The organism is Nonomuraea sp. NPDC049649 (assembly GCF_040675175.1).
GTDB lineage: Bacteria > Actinomycetota > Actinomycetes > Streptosporangiales > Streptosporangiaceae > Nonomuraea.
Genome location: NZ_JBFAOH010000006.1, coordinates 186,144 through 202,503, shown reverse-complemented (window position 1 = coordinate 202,503; position 16,360 = coordinate 186,144). Strand labels below are relative to the sequence as shown.

General features: G+C 72.4%; 13 protein-coding genes. 8 read left to right on the top strand and 5 right to left on the bottom strand.

Translation table 11 applies throughout. The annotated features are described in order from the left end of the window. Nucleotides 1-127 precede the first annotated feature (127 nt). Nucleotides 128-1,759 carry an LCP family protein gene (locus tag AB0J42_RS11335; RefSeq protein WP_364291616.1) on the bottom strand — a complete coding sequence of 544 codons (1,632 nt, stop codon included), beginning with the start codon at nt 1,757-1,759 and terminating at the stop codon, nt 128-130. A 141-nt stretch (nt 1,760-1,900) separates the two neighbouring features. Further along, complete coding sequence (locus AB0J42_RS11330) at nt 1,901-3,295, bottom strand: hypothetical protein (RefSeq protein WP_364291613.1); 1,395 nt, start codon at nt 3,293-3,295, stop codon at nt 1,901-1,903. A gap of 289 nt (nt 3,296-3,584) precedes the next feature. Between AB0J42_RS11330 and AB0J42_RS11325 the strand changes: the two genes are divergently transcribed. From AB0J42_RS11325 to AB0J42_RS11315, 3 genes are all read left to right on the top strand, one after another. Then, nucleotides 3,585-5,609 carry a hypothetical protein gene (locus AB0J42_RS11325; protein WP_364291610.1) on the top strand — a complete coding sequence of 675 codons (2,025 nt, stop codon included), beginning with the start codon at nt 3,585-3,587 and terminating at the stop codon, nt 5,607-5,609. A gap of 89 nt (nt 5,610-5,698) precedes the next feature. Next, nucleotides 5,699-6,595 (top strand): glycosyltransferase family 2 protein, encoded by an 897-nt coding sequence (locus AB0J42_RS11320; protein ID WP_364291607.1) that lies wholly within the window; start codon nt 5,699-5,701, stop codon nt 6,593-6,595. A 2-nt stretch (nt 6,596-6,597) separates the two neighbouring features. Then, nucleotides 6,598-7,656, top strand: a complete 1,059-nt coding sequence (locus AB0J42_RS11315) for a glycosyltransferase family 4 protein (RefSeq protein WP_364291604.1) — start codon at nt 6,598-6,600, stop codon at nt 7,654-7,656. Here AB0J42_RS11315 and AB0J42_RS11310 read toward each other — a convergent pair. From AB0J42_RS11310 to AB0J42_RS11300, 3 genes are read right to left on the bottom strand one after another with little or no spacing between them, the layout of a single operon-like run. Next, the gene (locus tag AB0J42_RS11310; RefSeq protein ID WP_364291601.1) at nt 7,560-8,516 is read right to left on the bottom strand and encodes a lysylphosphatidylglycerol synthase transmembrane domain-containing protein; all 957 of its coding nucleotides are present in this window, start codon (nt 8,514-8,516) and stop codon (nt 7,560-7,562) included. The two genes, AB0J42_RS11315 and AB0J42_RS11310, sit on opposite strands and share 97 nt — an antisense overlap. 28 nt (nt 8,517-8,544) lie before the next feature. Further along, the gene (locus AB0J42_RS11305; RefSeq protein WP_364291598.1) at nt 8,545-9,603 is read right to left on the bottom strand and encodes a hypothetical protein; all 1,059 of its coding nucleotides are present in this window, start codon (nt 9,601-9,603) and stop codon (nt 8,545-8,547) included. A 34-nt stretch (nt 9,604-9,637) separates the two neighbouring features. Then, entirely contained in the window at nt 9,638-10,720 is a 1,083-nt protein-coding gene (locus AB0J42_RS11300) for an SPFH domain-containing protein (protein ID WP_364291595.1), read from the bottom strand. A gap of 94 nt (nt 10,721-10,814) precedes the next feature. Here AB0J42_RS11300 and AB0J42_RS11295 point away from each other — a divergent pair, with 94 nt between their 5' ends. The 5 genes from AB0J42_RS11295 (at nt 10,815) to AB0J42_RS11275 (ending at nt 16,258) form a co-directional block, all read left to right on the top strand. Further along, on the top strand, nt 10,815-11,642 hold the full coding sequence (locus AB0J42_RS11295; protein WP_364291592.1) for a class I SAM-dependent methyltransferase: 828 nt from the start codon (nt 10,815-10,817) through the stop codon (nt 11,640-11,642). A gap of 110 nt (nt 11,643-11,752) precedes the next feature. Continuing rightward, nucleotides 11,753-12,598 (top strand): lysylphosphatidylglycerol synthase domain-containing protein, encoded by an 846-nt coding sequence (locus AB0J42_RS11290; RefSeq protein WP_364291589.1) that lies wholly within the window; start codon nt 11,753-11,755, stop codon nt 12,596-12,598. An 80-nt stretch (nt 12,599-12,678) separates the two neighbouring features. Further along, nucleotides 12,679-13,797, top strand: coding sequence for a glycosyltransferase family 1 protein (locus AB0J42_RS11285; RefSeq protein ID WP_364291587.1), 1,119 nt, complete (start codon nt 12,679-12,681; stop codon nt 13,795-13,797). A 19-nt stretch (nt 13,798-13,816) separates the two neighbouring features. Continuing rightward, complete coding sequence (locus AB0J42_RS11280; RefSeq protein ID WP_364291584.1) at nt 13,817-14,908, top strand: NDP-sugar synthase; 1,092 nt, start codon at nt 13,817-13,819, stop codon at nt 14,906-14,908. Nucleotides 14,909-15,361: 453 nt separating this feature from the next. After that, nucleotides 15,362-16,258, top strand: coding sequence for a DNA-3-methyladenine glycosylase 2 family protein (locus tag AB0J42_RS11275; protein ID WP_364291581.1), 897 nt, complete (start codon nt 15,362-15,364; stop codon nt 16,256-16,258). Nucleotides 16,259-16,360: the final 102 nt, after the last annotated feature.

Below are 16,360 nucleotides of genomic sequence, written 5' to 3'. Positions count from 1 at the left end.
GGGCCGGGGAACACGACAGGCGGCAAGGCCGCGGGGGCGAGCCGCGTCGCAGACCCGCACCACCCTAGCCGGGCGGTGCGGGTCCTGTCTCACAGCGTGACTGTTACACAGGGAACTTGCAGGTGACCTACACGCACACGTTCTTCTGCTGGGAGGCGGTGATCGTGTGCTTCTCCACGTCCTCCGAGAGCTTCGTCACCTTGACACCCTTGAAGTCGGTGCCGATGACGAGCTGGAGCACCGGCCCCTTCTTGGCGCCGGCGTTCTTCTTCGCGGCGGTGGGGGCGGTCTCCGGCACGTAGGGCTCGGTGGTGGTGGGCTTGACCTTGCCCGCCTCCACGCCGGGAGCGGGGTTGAGCTTCTTGCCCAGGACGTCGCCGTGGTCGGAGCCGGTGGCGGCGCCCTTCGGGAAGCGGATCTCGGTGGCGCCCACCGGCTGGCCGTCGGCCTCGGCGTAGTTGCCGAGCCCGGTGACCTGGAAGCCCTCCTGGGCGAGCTGGTCGGCGACCTCGCGCGCCTTGCCCGGCTCGCCGGTGGCGTTGAGCACCTGGACCCGCACCTGCTGGGGCTTGACGGTGACCTTCGGCTTGTCGGCCGCCGCGCTCGCCTCCGGCTCGGGGAGCTCGGTGTCGTTGATGATGGAGTTGAACAGCTCGGCCGAGGCCTTCGGCTGCCAGACGACGCGGTTCTCGTCCTCGGGGTCGGGCTGCCAGGGAACCGTGGTGAGCTTGACGCCCTTGGCGGTGAGGTCCTTGGCGCTGGTGGCGATGTCGATCAGCTTCTGCGGGTCGTTGGCCAGGTCGGGGTCCATGGTGACCGACTGGGCCGCCGCCTTGATGAAGCCGGTGAGCTTGACCGGGTCGGTGAGCAGGTCGCTGCTGGTGGCCTTGGCGATGACCTTGCTGAGGAAGATCTGCTGGCGCTTGATGCGCTGGATGTCACTGCCGTCGCCGTAGTTGCGCAGCCGCACGTAGCCGAGCGCCTTCTCGCCGTCGAGCAGGCTCTTGCCGGGGGGCAGGGTCAGCTTGGCCTTCTTGTCGTCGACGCCGTTCTGGAGACAGATCTCGATGCCGCCGAGCGCGTCGACGATGTTCTTGAAGCCGCTGAAGTCGACCTCGACGAAGTGGTTGATGCGGATGCCGGTCAGCGTCTCCAGGGTCGACATCGTGCAGGCGATGCCGCCGTGGTTGTACGCGGCGTTGATCATGTCGCGGTGCGGCGGCATCTCCTGCTTGGTCGTCTCGTTCTTGCACTTGGGGATCTCCACCATCGAGTCGCGCGGGAAGCTGACGAGCCGCGCCTGGTCGCGGTTGGGGGAGATGTGCAGGAGGATGATGGTGTCGGTGCGTTTGCCGCCGCCGTCGGCCAGCCGGGCCGTCTCCGCTCCGTACTTGGCGTTGCCGTCGCCCGCCCGGGTGTCGGAGCCGACCAGCAGCACGTTGAGCGCGCCGGTGTCGCGGGGGCGGGGGGTGATGATGTCTTCCTTGAAGTCCTTCTTGTTGATCGCGCCGAAGGCGTCGCGGTAGGCGACGTAACCGGTCAGCGATCCCACGACCATGAGGGCGGTGGCCGCGACGCTGATCCAGGCCAGCACGCGCATCTTGCCCCCGCCGCCGCCGTCGTCGCGGCCCCGGTGGCCGCGCGGGGGGTCCTTCGGGGGAGGCGGCGCCGAGGCGGCGAGCCTGCGGGCCATCCTGCTGCCGGGCTGAGGCGGGGCGGACCTGCGGTCCTCTACGGACACGCCTCTGTAGTCACTCATGCGCCCCCTAGCCTCGTCGCTTCATCACACGCCGGCTCGGTCGTTCTGCGCCATGAGACTAGGTGACTCACGGCGGCGCCGCAGCAGGGACCGGAGGAATCTGCTAGGACCCAGGCGTGATGATTTGAGGGCAAATCATACTCAGACCTGGACATTTCGTGGGGTGTCATCCGCCAACTCTTCGCTGTTTCCGCAGGCCAGCGCCGCCGCCAAACAGGCGAGCGGCACCGCCGGTAGGACATACCGGTAGTCGAACTCGGCCGCGGCCGCCGGTGTGATCAACAGCACGGCGGCCACCGACCAGGGTAGAAGCCAAAGGGCAGGACCGGAACCCCTGCGTCGGCCGTACCGGAACCTCCGCCAGGCGGCGGCGACCGGCGGCACCAGCAGAATCACGAGCAGCACCGTGCCGGGCATGCGGGCCACATCCTGATATACGCGCATCCACCCGGCGTACGGTTCGACGATCCAGGTGCCGATCGGGCCCTGCTCGTAGCGCTCCGCGAACTCCACCCCCACCCGCGCCGGATAGCGGCCCGGCGGCCCCGGCCGGGTCTCGGGGAACTGGTAGTAGTCGTAGATCTCCTGGTCGGGGTAGACCGGCCGGCCCCAGACGAACGAACGGCCCAGCTCCGTCAGCAAGGCACCGGCGTAGTCGAGCGGCTGCGTCCGGATCGCCAGCAGCGCGAACCGCATCGCCAGGTCGTCGGTCTCCTTCGTGAACGTGATCCCCGGCAACTGCACGATCGGCGCGTCCTTCGCCCAGACGTACTCCTGCGACGGCGGGCGCTCCTCCGCCGGGCGCGGATCGCACAGCACCCGCAGGTCCGGCGGCGCCGCCATCCTGTCGCAGTCGGCGAACGACATCGTGCGCGCGTACAGGAACACCCCGTTGGCGCCGATGATGCCGACCCGCTGGTAGGTGGCGTAGAACCAGCCCCCGTACGCCAGAACCGGCACCAGCGCCGCCACCAGCATCACCCACGCCGGCTTGACCCGGCGGCGCAGCAGCAGCCACGCGGCCACCAGCACGATCAGCGGCAGCCCCACGGTCCTGGTCAGCGCGGCGGCGGCCAGCAGCAGCCCGATCGGCACCGCCCGGGGACGATCCGACAGCCCCAGCGCGACGGCGGCGACCACCAGGAACATGAAGAGCGTGTCGGAGACCAGCAGGTGCTCCAGATGAATCTGGTACGGCTCCAGCAGCACCGGGACGGCGGCCAGGGTCGCGATCCAGCGGCGGGTGCGCCGCACCGCCACCCCGTAGATCAGCGCCCCGGTCGCCAGGCCCAGCAGATGCTGCGCCGCCGCCACCGCCGCGAACGAGTGCAGCGGCTCCAGCAGCTTCATGAACATCGAGTAGCCCGCCGGGCGCACCAGGTCAGGCCGGGGGCGCAGGACCGTGACCACGTAGGTGTAGGTGTCGGGGAACCACAGCGCGGGGCGGTAGCCGAGCATCGTCACCACCCGCAGCGCGACGCCTAGCCCCAGGACCACCAGGAACCAGCCGTGCCGCGCGCCCCGATCTTTCACCACGCGGGTACGGTACCGGCCCTCGCCGCGAACGCGGATCTCGCCGTCCTGCCCGCCGTAGGAGGTTCCGCTCCAGAACCTCCAAGATCAAAATCTACAAGCTCTTTTGGGCAACCCCTCGGGCTGGGCGCCGTTAGCAAGCCTTCGGCCTGCCCGGCCCGCCGCAGCCCGGGGAAACCCGGTCCGGCAACCGCACCCGGGAAGCCTGCGGGTTTTTCAAGAGAGGTTTTGCGGACGATCTCGCTAGTGGGCGGCATGGCGGCGGGGTGAGGTTGGATACGCTCGCTCACCGATGAGGATCGCCTGGGACCCGACGCGGAGGCCGGCGGCGGGCCGGGTGCTCGCGGCGCTGTCGGTGCTGCCCGCGCTGGCCGTGGCGGGCTGGCTGCTGGCCGCGCTGCCGCTGCTCGGGCTGGGCGTCTACCGGCCGCTGGTGGCGGTGCCGCTGGGGCTGGCGGCGGCTGGGCTGCTGTGCTGGGCGGGGCTGCGCGGGCCGGTCAAGACGGTGGAGGCGACCGGGCGGCAGGTGGCGGCGGTGGTCGCGGTCGCGGCCGGGTCCGGCGTGTTCAACGCGATCATGCATGGGGAGCAGCTCGCCGTCCGGCGCGACCCGGCGACGTACGCGCAGTACGCGATCTGGCTGGCACGTGAGGGTTCGCTGCCGATCCCCACGCAGGTGGAGGCGTTCGGCGGCGCCGATCCGTGGCTGATCTTCAAGAGCGTCGGCTTCTACGCCTGGGACGGCGCGGTGGTGCCGCAGTTCATGCCGGGCGCCCCGCTGATCTACGCGCTGGGGGAGTGGCTGGGCGCGCTGTTCCTGACCCCGGCCGTGCTGGGGGCGCTGGCGGTGCTCACGCTGGCCGGGCTGGCGGCGCGGCTGGCCGGCGCGCGCTGGGCGCCGGTCGCGGCGCTGGCGTTCGCCTGCTGCATGCCGATCATCTACACCTCGCGGGCCACGTTCAGCGAGATCCCGTCGCTGCTGCTGCTGTTCGGCGGGCTGACGCTGGTGCACGACGCCCTGTACGGGCAGGGGCGCAGGCTCGGGGCGGCGCTGGGCGGGCTGACGCTCGGGCTGGCCGTGCTGGTGCGGGTGGACGCGCTGCGCGACGTGCTGCCGGTGCTGGCGTTCGCGGGCCTGCTCATCGCGATGGGCCGCCTGTCGCCGGGACGCCCGGGCAGGCTGGGGCCGCCGCTGCTGGCCGGGCTGGCCGCCGGGGTGGGGGTCGGGCTGGCCGGAGGTTACGGGCTGTCGCGGCCCTATCTCACGTACCTGTCGAGCTCGCTCCGCCCGCTGCTGCTGATCTGCGGCGTCGTCGTGGTGCTCACGCTCGCCATTACGGTGGCCGCGCCGCTGCTGGCGAGGCTCCGGCCGCCCCGATGGCTGCCGGTGGCCGGGGCGGCGCTGGTGGTGGTGACAGTGGCGGGGCTGGCCGCCCGGCCGTGGCTGCAGACCGTGCGGAGGATCCCCGACAACGTCGGCGACCAGCTCACCGCGACGTTCATCGAGCAGATCCAGAAGGCCAACGGCCTGCCCGTCGACGGCACCCGCCTGTACTTCGAGAAGACCCTGCACTGGGTGGCCTGGTACGTCGGCGTCCCGGTGCTGGTGCTCGCCACGCTGGCCGCCGCCGCGCTGACGCACCGGCTGCTGCGCGGCCGGAGCCTGCCGTGGCTGCTGCCGCTGGCGGTCGTCGGCTGGGCCACGATCACCGTGCTGCTCCGCCCGGCGATCACCCCCGACCACCCGTGGGCGGCGCGCCGGCTGGTGCCGGTGGTGCTCCCGGGCGTGATCCTGCTGGCGGTGTGGGGGGCGGAGCTGCTGCGCCGGTGGCGTCCCCGAGCGGGGGCGAGCAGGTGGCGGCGCTGGGCCGGGCCCGCCTGCGCGCTGCTGCTGATCGTGCCGCCCGCGGTGACGTCGATCGGCACCGCGTTCACGCCGGTCGGGCGGGGCGAGGCGGCCGCGGTGGCCGCGATGTGCGCGCGCATCCCGCCGGACGCCACGGTGCTCGTCGCCGAACGGGTCACCAGCGACCGGTTCACCCAGGTCGTCCGCGGCACCTGCGGCGTCCCGACGGCGGAGGTGAAGAGGCGCGTGGGCGACACGGCGTCGGAGTCCGACGTGCGGCGTCTCGCCGAGCGGGTGCGGGCCGCCGGGCGCACCCCGGTCGTGCTGGCCGCCGAAGAGGAGCAGGTGGCCCCGTACGGGACGCCCGTGCAGCTGATCGGGCTCGTCACCAGGCAGGACGAGCGGTCGCTGACCGAGCCGCCCGACGGCACCTGGTCGCTGCGGATCAACGTGTGGATGGCCCTGCCCTGACCGGGGATGTGCGCCCGGTCGCGGGCGGGGCAGAGTACTCTCGTCCCACGTGAGGACGCTCAAGGCCCCCGCAGCAAGGTGGATCCGCCGTGGATGAGGAAACCCCGTACGTCACCATCGTCCTGCCCTGTTACAACGAGCAGGACCATGTCATCGACGAGGTCGACCGCATCACCAAGGCGATGGACGCCAGCGGCTACACCTACGAGCTGGTCGCGGTCGACGACTGCTCGACCGACGAGACGCTGGCCAGGCTGAAGGAGGCCGCGCCGCTCTACCCCCACTTGCGGATCCGGGCCTTCCACCGCAACGGCGGCTCCGGCACCGTGCGCCGGATCGGCACGCAGGAGGCCAGGGGCGAGATCGTCGTCTGGACCGACGCCGACATGACCTACCCCAACGAGCGCATCCCCGAGCTGGTGCGGATCCTCGACAAGGACCCGACGATCGACCAGGTCGTGGGGGCGCGCACGAGCGAGGAGGGTTCCCACAAGCTGCTGCGGGTGCCCGCCAAGTGGGTCATCCGCAAGATCGCCGAGTGGCTGGCCGGGCAGCGGATCCCCGACCTGAACTCGGGCCTGCGGGCCTTCCGCAAGTCGGTGGCCAGGCCCTACCTGCGGCTGCTGCCGCCCGGGTTCTCCTGTGTCACCACGATCACGCTGTCGTTCCTGTCGAACCAGCACGACATCCACTACCTGCCGATCGACTACGCCAAGCGGGCCGGCAAGTCGAAGTTCGGCTTCGTCTCCGACGCCTACCGCTACATCCTCCAGGTGCTGCGGATGATCATGTACTTCAACCCGCTCAAGGTGCTCATGCCGCCCGCGCTCTGGCTGGTCGGCATCGGGTTCCTGAAGGGCGTGTGGGACATGATCCAGCACCCGTTCTACTTCCCCGCCAACACCGTCATGATCTTCCTGTCCGGGTTGCTGATCGGGTCGGTGGCGCTGCTGGCCGACCTGATCGTGCGGTCGCGGGGCGAGTGAGCGTGCGGATCGCCATCGTCGGCCCCACCTACCCCTACAAGGGCGGCGGGGCGCAGCACACCACCGAGCTGGCGCACCGGCTGGCCGGGCTCGGCCACGACGTGGTGATCGAGTCCTGGCGGGCGCAGTACCCGTCGTTCCTCTACCCGGGGCAGCAGACCATCGACGCGCCGGAAGGCGTCCCGTACTCCAAGGTGCTGCGCGAGCTCGACTGGCGCCGCCCCGACGGGTGGCTGGCGGCCGGTCGGCGGCTGCGCGCCGCCGACCTGGTGGTGCTGGCCGTGCTCAGCCCGGTGCAGGTGCCGCCCTACCTCGCCGTCCTGGCGGGGCTGCGCGACAGGGCCCGTACGGTCGCGCTCTGCCACAACGTGCTGCCCCACGAGCGCAAGCCGTACGACCGGCCGCTGATGAAGGCGCTGCTGCGGCGGGCCGGGGTGGTGCTCACCCATTCGGAGCAGCAGGCCGGGCTGGCCCGCGAGCTGACCACCAGGCCGGTCCGGGTGGCCGCGCTGCCGCCGCATCTGCCGTCCTCCAACGCCGTCCGGCCGGGCGGGGTGCACCGGCGGCTGCTGTTCTTCGGGATCGTGCGCCCGTACAAGGGTCTTGACCTGCTGCTGCGGGCGCTGCCCGCGGGGGTGTCGCTGACGGTGGCCGGCGAGTTCTGGGGCGGGCTGGACGAGACCAGGGCGCTGATCGATGAGCTCGGCATCGCCGGCCGGGTCGACCTGCGGCCCGGATACGTCGCCGCGGAGGACGTGCCGGGGCTGTTCGCCGAGGCCGACGCGCTCGTGCTGCCCTACCGCAGCGCCACCGCCAGCCAGAACGTGTGGCTCGCGCACGAGCACGGCGTGCCGGTGATCGCCACCCGGGTGGGGGCGCTCGCCGACCACGTCACCGACGGCGTCGACGGGCTGCTGGTCGAGCCGGGCAGCGTGGAGGCGCTGCGCGGCGCGATCGAGCGGTTCTACGCGTCCGGCGAGCCCGAGAGGTTGCGGTCGGGCGTCAAGGCGGTCGACCCCGAGCCGTTCTGGGCCTCGTACACCGCCACCTTGCTCGGCTGACGGCCCAGCAGGAACGCCAGCCCCGCCGCGGTCACGTCGGCGAGCGTGAACGCCAGCCTCGACACCACCGCCACCGCCAGCGCCGCGCCGGTGCCGATGATCGGATGGAGCACCAGCACCAGCGCGCCCTCCCGGACGCCCACCCCGGCCGGCACCAGGAACGCCAGCAGCCCGGTCGACCAGGCGAACGCGTAGGCGCCGGTGGCGACCACGTACAGGTCCCAGCGGCCCGCCAGCATCCACGTGTGGAGCCCGTACACCAGCCAGCCGAGCACCGTCCACGCCAGCGCGGCCAGCACCCGGCGGCCGGGCAGCACCGTGTCGAGCGTCTCGCGGCGGGCCAGCCGCAGCGCCACGTTGAGCCCCCAGGTGAGCACCTTCGGATGCATGCAGACGGCGATCACCGGCAGCAGGAGCAGCAGGTACCACGACTGCCGCACCGCCTCCTGGGTGGCCAGCGTGGCGGCGGCGATCGCGATGCCCACGCCCAGGTTGATCACCAGCGCCAGCGAGATGCAGGCGAAGGTGCGGCGCGGCGGGCTGCCGTGGTCGCGGCCCAGGTCCATCATCGCGGCGTAGGCCCAGATGGCGCCCGGGATGTACTTGCCGAGCTGGCCCACGAACATGATCCGGCCCGCCACCCGGACCGGCAGCGGCGAGCCCAGCCCGGCCAGCACCTGCCGCCAGGCGAGCAGCATGCAGAACTGGCCCAGCAGCACCGCGCCGAACGCCCCGGCGACCGCCCACGGCGAGATCCGGGCGACGGCCGCCGCCGTCTCGTCCCAGTTGGCGGCCAGGCCGTAACCCAGGAACCCGAGCGCGACCAGCGCCAGGACGACGCGCAGCAGGCGGCGGAACATCCCGACAGGCTACCGCGCGGGTGAAGCCTCACCGCATGAAGTACACCGCCACGAGCGTGAGCATCAGCACCGCCGCCAGCACCGCGAAGGTGATCTTCACGGCGCTGTACGGGCGCTCGCCCTGCACCACGCCGTCCACCCCGTTGATCAGCACCTGGTACGGCTTGCCCCCGTACAGGTAGGCGCCGACCCAGACCGGCAGCATCACCAGCTTGAACGTGACGTCCGCGTACCGGGTGTCGACGTGGTGCACGCGCTGCTCGTCGCCGCCGATGTCGCGCCTGCAGTCGTCCTCGATCACCTCGGCCATCTTGGCCTTCGCCTGCTCCAGGCCGGTCTCGGGGCCGGCGTCGTAGCGGAGGCTGTGGTGACCGGCCACGTAGGCGGGCGTGAACGCCACCGCGCGCTCCAGCGGCCACGGCGCCAGCGCCTCCAGCCGGGCGGCCGGCACGTGCTCAGTGGCCGGGACCAGCACGTCGTCGAACCACCGGGACACCGACCCGCTGGCCGAGTACCAGCGGGTCTTGCGCACCCGGCGGGTCTTGGTCTCGCCGTTCTCGACGTAGGTCTCGGTCTCGTAGTAGTACTCGCCGCGCTGGCCGGTGTAGCGGGAGTACGTGCTGGCGTCGAACGTCCAGTGCGGCAGGTAGGTGCTCTTCATGGACTCCGCCTCGGTGACCTTCTTGAGGCGGTTCGGGGCGAACCAGCGGGACTTCGTCCAGGTCTGGAGCGCGTCGCGGGCGGCCGACTTGTCCAGCGCGAACGGCACCACCGCCTCCGGCGCGATCTCGTCGCCGGTGCTGCCCGCCACCAGGGCGGTGCCGCAGAACTGGCAGTCCTTGGAGATCGCGTCGCTCTCGGTGCGGGCGCCGCAGCCGGGGCAGGTGAACTGGTTCGGCGCCAGGGACTGGACGCGGGGCTTGGCCAGGAACGCGTCGTAGGAGTGCTCCTGGACCTGCCGGGTGGGTGCGGCGACCTGCTGTTCGAAGCCGCAGTACGGGCAGCGCAGCACGGCGGTGCCCGGTGCGTACTGGACGCTCGCGCCGCAGCCCCCGCAGGGGTGGGTGGTGGGAGTGGGAGAGGTCATCGCCGATCTTCCGGGTCGCTCGTGACGGGCGGGGTCAGGACGGGGGAAGCGGCGGCGGGGTGCTGCGCAGCAGCGCGGCCAGCTCGGGGACGTCGCGGGCGGGCGCCCACTGGGCCATGCCCGCCCGCCAGACCAGCGCGTCCGGGGTGAGCCCGGCGGCGGCCAGCCCCGCCTCGTCGAACGGGCCGCGGCGCTCGCCGCCGACGCCGAGGAACCACTGGTGCTGCTGGGGGAGGGGCGGCGGCTGCTGCTGCGGGGCGGGCTGCTGCATGGGCTGCTGGCTCATGGCGGCGGCCATCTGCTGCCCGGCGGCGATGCCCATGCCGAGCCCCATGCCGTCGCCCGCGCCGCCCGCGTTCTCCAGCGCGTTCGCCGCCTGGAACCGCGTGTACTGGCCCATGTCGCCGACGATGCCCATCTGGGCGCGCTTGTCGAGCGCCTGCTCCACTTCCGGCGGGAACGAGATGTTCTCGATGGAGAAGTTCGTGATCTCCAGCCCGACCAGCGACAGGTCGGCGGAGAGGATGTCGGCCAGCCGCTGCCCCATCGCGTACTGGTCGGCGGCCATGTCGAGCACCGGCACCTGCGCCGCGCCGAGCGCGCCGGCCAGCCGGCCCACGATCATCTGCCGCAGGTAGCCCTCGACCTCCTCGGTGCGGAACTGCTGGTCGGTGCCCGCCAGCTCGCGCAGCAGCCCGGTCGGCTCGGTCACCCGGATCGAGTACGAGCCGAACGCGCGCAGCCGCACCGGCCCGAACTCCGGGTCACGCACCATGACCGGGTTCTGCGTGCCCCACTTGAAGTCGGTGAACTGCCGGGTGCTGACGAAGTACACCTCGGCCTTGAACGGCGAGTCGAAGCCGTACTTCCAGCCCTTGAGCGTCGACAGGATCGGCATGTTCCGGGTCTGCAGGGTGAACGTGCCGGGCGGGAACGCGTCCGCGATCTGCCCCTCGTTGACGAAGACCGCCACCTGGGACTCGCGGACGATCAGTTTCGCGCCCATCTTGATCTCGTTGTCGTGCCGGGGGAAGCGCCACACGATGGTGTCGCGGCTGTCGTCGAGCCACTCGATGATGTCGACGAACTCGCCACGGATCATGTTGAGGAAAGCCATAGAGCACCCGCTTACTGGTGGTTCGCAATGGCGGGCACGGTACCAAAGGCGGGTTGACGGCTGGTTGCAGCGGTCGCGGGTACTGTTGGGCGGCGTGGGAAAGCAACGGGTCGCGCAGCTGGCCTACTCGGAGCTCCAGTCCGCGATGCTGGACGAGGAGAAACGCCGCCGCAAGGCCGCGAAGATCATCGCGGTGCTGGAACACTTCCACGGGCCGCTCGGCGGGCTGACCGTCGCCGACATCGGCTGCTCCGCCGGGTTCATTGCCGACGAACTGGCCGCGGCCGGGGCCAAGCGCACCCTCGGCATCGACATCGACGTGCCGGGGCTGCGCCGGGCGGCCGACCGGTTCGGCGAGCGGGTGGCGTTCGTCTGCGGCGACGGCACCGCGCTGCCGTTCCCCGACGGGTCGATCGACGTGCTGGTGTTCAACCACATCTACGAGCACGTGGTCGACCCCGACGCGGTGGTCGCCGAGATGCGCCGGGTGCTCTCCGACGACGGCGTGCTCTACCTGGGGCTGGGCAACCGGCTGGGCGTGATGGAGCCGCACTACAAGCTGCCGTTTCTCTCCTACCTGCCGCCCGCGCTGGCCGACCGGTACGTGCGCGCGACCGGGCGGGCCGACCACTACTACGAGCGCTTCCGCACCCGGCGCGGGCTGCGCCGGATGCTCCGGGCCTTCCACCTGTGGGACTACACGCTCCCCGTCCTCGCGACGCCGGAGCGGTTCGCGGGCGGCGAGCTGTTCCCCGGCGTCCTGGGCCGCGTGGCCCGCGCCCTTCTGGCCCGCACGCCTCGCGCGGTGCTCCGGCTGCTGCTTCCCCTCGTTCCCACGTACCTCTGGGTGGCGACGAAGACGCCGCGCGCGCCCGCAGGGCCCACGCTCCCGCAGCCCCCGGAGAGGGTCCGGCCGCTGTGACACCCCCCGACGACGGCCCGGGCCCGCCGGCGGTTCCGGAGCCGGGTGTCGGACGGCCCCAGGAAGCGGGGACCGGCGGGCGCGCCGCGAGGCGTGGGTGGCGCAAGGCCGTGCGGGGCGGGTTCCTCGCCGTGGCGCTGGGGTTCGGCGCGTGGGCGGTGGCGTCGCGGTGGGACGAGGTCGCCGCCGGGTTCCGGGAGCTGACCCCCGCCATGGTGGCCGCGTCGCTCGCCGCCGTGGTGGGGGCGCTGCTGGGCGCCATGCTGACGTGGCGGACGCTGCTGGCGGACCTGGGGTCGCGGCTGCCGGTACGGAGCGCCGCCCGGGTCTTCTTCGTGGGCCAGCTCGGCAAGTACATCCCCGGCACCGTCTGGCCGCTGATCGCGCAGATGGAGATGGGCCGCGACCTGGGGGTGCCGCGGGCCAGAAGCGCGGCGGCGTTCTTCCTGATGATGCCGGTCCAGCTCGCCACCGGGCTGCTGGTGGCCTTCGGGACGCTGGGGTGGGACCGGTTCGGGTGGCTGCTGCTCCTGGTGCCGGTGCTGCTCGTGCTGCTGGAGCCCAGAGTGGTCAACGCGGTGATCGGCTACGGGCTGCGCCGGTTGAAACGGCCGCCGCTGGAAAGGCCGCTCACCCGTAAGGGGATGCTCGCCGCGCTCGGGTGGGCGCTGGTGGGCTGGGTCTGGTACGGGGTGCACCTGTACTTCGTCGCCCCGCAGGGCGGGCTGGTCTTCGCGATCGGGGCGTTCGCGCTGTCGTGGTGCCTGGGGATCATGACGTTCGTGGTGCCCGCCGGAGCCGGGGTCAGGGAGGTGGCGATGGTCGCGGTGCTGGCGCCGGTGATGGAGAGCGGCCCGGCCATCGCGGTCGCGCTCAGCTCCCGGGTGGTGATCATTCTGGGCGATCTGCTCTGCGCCGGTGCGGCGGGATTGTCGGCGCGGCGGCGCTCTGTGTGATTCAGCGCACAATTCCGGGGACCCTGGTCATAAGGTGGAAAGCAGAGCCCCACGTTGATCTTGAGGGGAGAAGATCACGTATGCCTCGAGTGCTCGTCGACGCCGCGGCGGTCCCCGCCGACCGCGGCGCTCTGATCAGGTACGTCGACGGATTAGTCGCCGCCCTCGACCGGGCGGGCGCCGACCTGGCGGTGGTCTGCCAGCGCGCCGACGCCGCCCGCTACCGGAGCCTGGCACCGTCGGCCCGGATCATCCCCGGTCCCGTCTCCATCACCAACCGCGCGGCCCGGCTCGCCTGGGAACAGACCGGCCTGCCGCTGCTGGCCCGCCAAGCAGGGGCCGACCTGATCCACGCCCCCTACTACTCGATCCCGCTCCGCTCCGGCCTGCCGACCGTGGTGACCGTGCACGACGTCACCTGGTTCACCGAGCCCGAGCAGCACAGCCCCGTCAAAGCGTCCTTCTTCCGCTCCGCCACCCGCACCGCCGTGCGCCACGCCAACCGGGTCATCGTGCCGTCCAAGGCGACCAGGGACGAGCTGGTGCGCGTCCTGGACGCCGACCCCACCCGGATCGACGTCGCCTACCACGGCGTCGACCAGAGCCAGTTCCACCCGCCCTCCGAAGAGGAGACCCGCCGGGCGGCCACCCGGTGCGGGCTGCACGACCGGCCCTACGTGGCGTTCCTCGGCGCGCTGGAGCCGCGCAAGAACGTGCCCAACCTGATCCGCGGCTTCGCCCGCGCCGTCAGAGACCTGGACAAGCCGCCCGCGCTGGTGCTCGGCGGCGGCATGCACGAAGACGACGTCGACGCCGCCTGCCGCGAGGTGGAGGCCACCGTCAAAGTGGTGCGGACCGGGTTCCTGCGCGCGCCCGACCTGGCCGGGTTCCTCGGCGGCGCGCTCGTGGTGGCGTTCCCGTCGCGGGGCGAGGGGTTCGGGCTGCCCGTGCTGGAGGCGATGGCCTGCGGCGCCCCCGTGCTCACCACCCACCGCACCTCGCTGCCCGAGGTCGGCGGCGACGCCGTCGCCTACACCGAGCCCGACGCCGGCAGCATCGCCCGCGCGCTCGCCGACCTGCTGGCCTCGCCCGGCCGCAGGCGGCGGCTCGGCGAGGCGGGGCTGGCCAGAGCCCGCGAATTCACCTGGGACGCCTCAGCCGAGGCGCATCTCAGCTCCTACCAGCGCACGATCGAATAGTTCGGTAGCCTGCCGGAACATGGACAGCTCTTTGCCGGACCTCGAGGCGATCCTCCTGGTCGGAGGGCGTGGCACGCGCCTGCGGCCGCTGACGCTCGGCACGCCGAAGCCGCTGCTGCCGACCGCTGGAGTGCCCTTCCTGGCCCACCAGCTCGCGCGTGCCCGCGCCTTCGGGGTGCGCCGCATCGTCTTCGCGACCTCGTACAAGGCGGCGATGTTCGAGCCGGTGTTCGGCGACGGGGCGGCGCTGGGGCTCTCGATCGAATACATGACCGAGGAGACGCCGCTCGGCACCGGCGGGGCGATCCGCAACGCCGCCGAAGCCCTCAACTCCGGGCCGTCCGACCCGGTGCTGGTGCTCAACGGCGACATCCTCTCCGGCCACGACATCGGCGAGCAGGTCCGCCTCCACCTCGCGCGGCGCGCCGATGTAACGCTCCACCTGACCGAGGTGGAGGACCCGGCCCGGTTCGGCTGCGTGCCCACCGACGACGAGGGGCGGGTCACCGCGTTCCTGGAGAAGACGCCGAACCCGGTCACCAACCGGATCAACGCCGGCTGCTACGTGTTCACCCGCTCCGTCATCGACCGGATCCCGCGCGACGAGGTCGTCTCGGTGGAACGCGAGACGTTCCCGGGGCTGATCGAGTCGGGGCGGCCCGTGCTCGGGTACGCCACCCGCACCTACTGGCTCGACGTCGGCACACCCGCCGCCTTCGTGCAGGGCTCGCGTGACCTGGTGCTCGGCCGGCTGGAGTCGCCGGCGCTGCCCGGGCCCACCGGCGAGTATCTGGCGCTGCCGGGGTCGTCGGTGTCGCCGGAGGCCAAGGCGCAGGGCGGCACGTCCGTGTGCGCCGGTGCGGTGATCGGGGCGGGCGCCACCGTGACCGGCTCGGTGCTGTGCGAGGACGCCGTGGTCGAACCCGGCGCGGTGGTCACCGACTCGGTCGTGGGCCGAGGCGCACGGGTACGCACGGGCGCGGTGGTCAACGACTCGGTCATCGGCGACGGCGCGGTCGTGGGGCCGGGCAACGAACTCTGCGACGGCGTACGCGTCTGGCCGGGCATCGAACTCCCGGAACGTGCCATCCGCCACTCCAGCGACGAGTAACCGGGTCGCGGTTTTTGGTACGCGCCGCACCCCTCCAGCGTCACCTCGTACGGCGCGCGTCCTGTCGGGCGCGCCTCGTACGCGGCCGTGGCCCCTGGCGCCACCCCACACCTTCAGCGTCACCCCCGTATGGCGCGCGTCCTCTCCGGTGCGCGCCGTACGCGGCCATGTCCCTTCAGGCCCCACCCCCTACCCTTCAGCGTCACCCCGTACGGCGCGCGTGTCCCCTCCGGTGCGGCCACCTCGGTAGATGGAGGGCGGCGCGATGGGTTGCGGGATGGAGGCTGGGGAGCGCGCGGCGCGGTGGGTTGCGGGGATGGGGGCTGGGGAGCGTGCCGCGCGGTGGGGCTGTGGGGATGGAGTCTGGGGAGCGTGCCGCGCGGTGGGCTGTGGGGATGGGGGTTGGGGAGCCGGGCGGCGCGGTGAGCTGCGGGGACGGGGCACACTGGACGGGTGAGGCAGCGTACCTGGGTCCCCGACGGGCCGCTCGACGTGAGCCTGGCGCTGGCGCCGCACAAGCGGGGCGGCGGCGACCCGGCGTGGCGGCAGACGCCTGACGGTGCGATCTGGCGCACCTGCCGTACTCCGGAGGGGCCCGCCACGATGCGGGTGTCGGTGGCGGGCGGGCGGGTGCGGGGGGACGCGTGGGGGCCGGGGGCCGAGTGGATGCTCGACGGGCTGCCCGCGCTGCTCGGCGCTGAGGACGACACGTCCGGGTTCGAGGCCAGGCACGACATTCTGCGCGAGGCCGTGCGGAGGCACGCCGGGCTGCGGATCGGCAGGACGGGCCGGGTCATGGAGGCCCTGGTCCCCGCCGTACTCGAGCAGAAGGTCGTGGGCCGGGAGGCGTGGCGGGCGTGGCGGTGGTTGCTGGCCCGCTATGGCGAGCCCGCGCCGGGCCCGGCGCCCGAGGGCATGCGGGTGGTGCCGGAGCCGTCGGTGTGGCGTCAGATCCCGGCCTGGCACTGGCACCGGTCGGGCGCGGAGACGGTCCGCGCCAAGACGATCGCGACCGCCGCCTGGCACGCGGCCAAGCTGGAGGCGGCGGCCACGAGTGAGGAGCTGGACCGGCTGCTGCGGGCGCTGCCGGGGATCGGGGTGTGGACGTCGGCCGAGGTGCGTCAGCGGGTCTTCGGCGATCCGGACGCGATCAGTGTCGGCGACTACCACCTGGCCACGATCGTGGGTTACGCGCTGACGGGGGAGAAGACCGACGACCCGGGCATGCTCCGCCTGCTGGAGCCGTACCGGGGGCATCGTCACCGGGCGAGCCTGTTCCTCACGCTCACCGGCCGCCGCCCGCCGGCCAGGGGTCCCCGGATGGCGGTCAGGGACTACCGGTCGTTCTGAGTCGGCGCCCGTTCCGCGAAGACGTTCTAGGCTCGGCGTCCGTTTCGCGAAGCGGGGGCCGGCGGTCGTTCTGAGCCGGCGTCCGTTGCGCGAAGCGGGGGC

Coding starts and splice junctions, on each gene's coding strand:
- AB0J42_RS11305 (WP_364291598.1), bottom strand. CDS start 9,603: ATGACCTCTCCCACTCCCACCACCCACCCCTGCGGGGGCTGCGGCGCG.
- AB0J42_RS11300 (WP_364291595.1), bottom strand. CDS start 10,720: ATGGCTTTCCTCAACATGATCCGTGGCGAGTTCGTCGACATCATCGAG.
- AB0J42_RS11285 (WP_364291587.1), top strand. CDS start 12,679: ATGCCTCGAGTGCTCGTCGACGCCGCGGCGGTCCCCGCCGACCGCGGC.
- AB0J42_RS11325 (WP_364291610.1), top strand. CDS start 3,585: ATGAGGATCGCCTGGGACCCGACGCGGAGGCCGGCGGCGGGCCGGGTG.
- AB0J42_RS11335 (WP_364291616.1), bottom strand. CDS start 1,759: ATGAGTGACTACAGAGGCGTGTCCGTAGAGGACCGCAGGTCCGCCCCG.
- AB0J42_RS11310 (WP_364291601.1), bottom strand. CDS start 8,516: ATGTTCCGCCGCCTGCTGCGCGTCGTCCTGGCGCTGGTCGCGCTCGGG.
- AB0J42_RS11280 (WP_364291584.1), top strand. CDS start 13,817: ATGGACAGCTCTTTGCCGGACCTCGAGGCGATCCTCCTGGTCGGAGGG.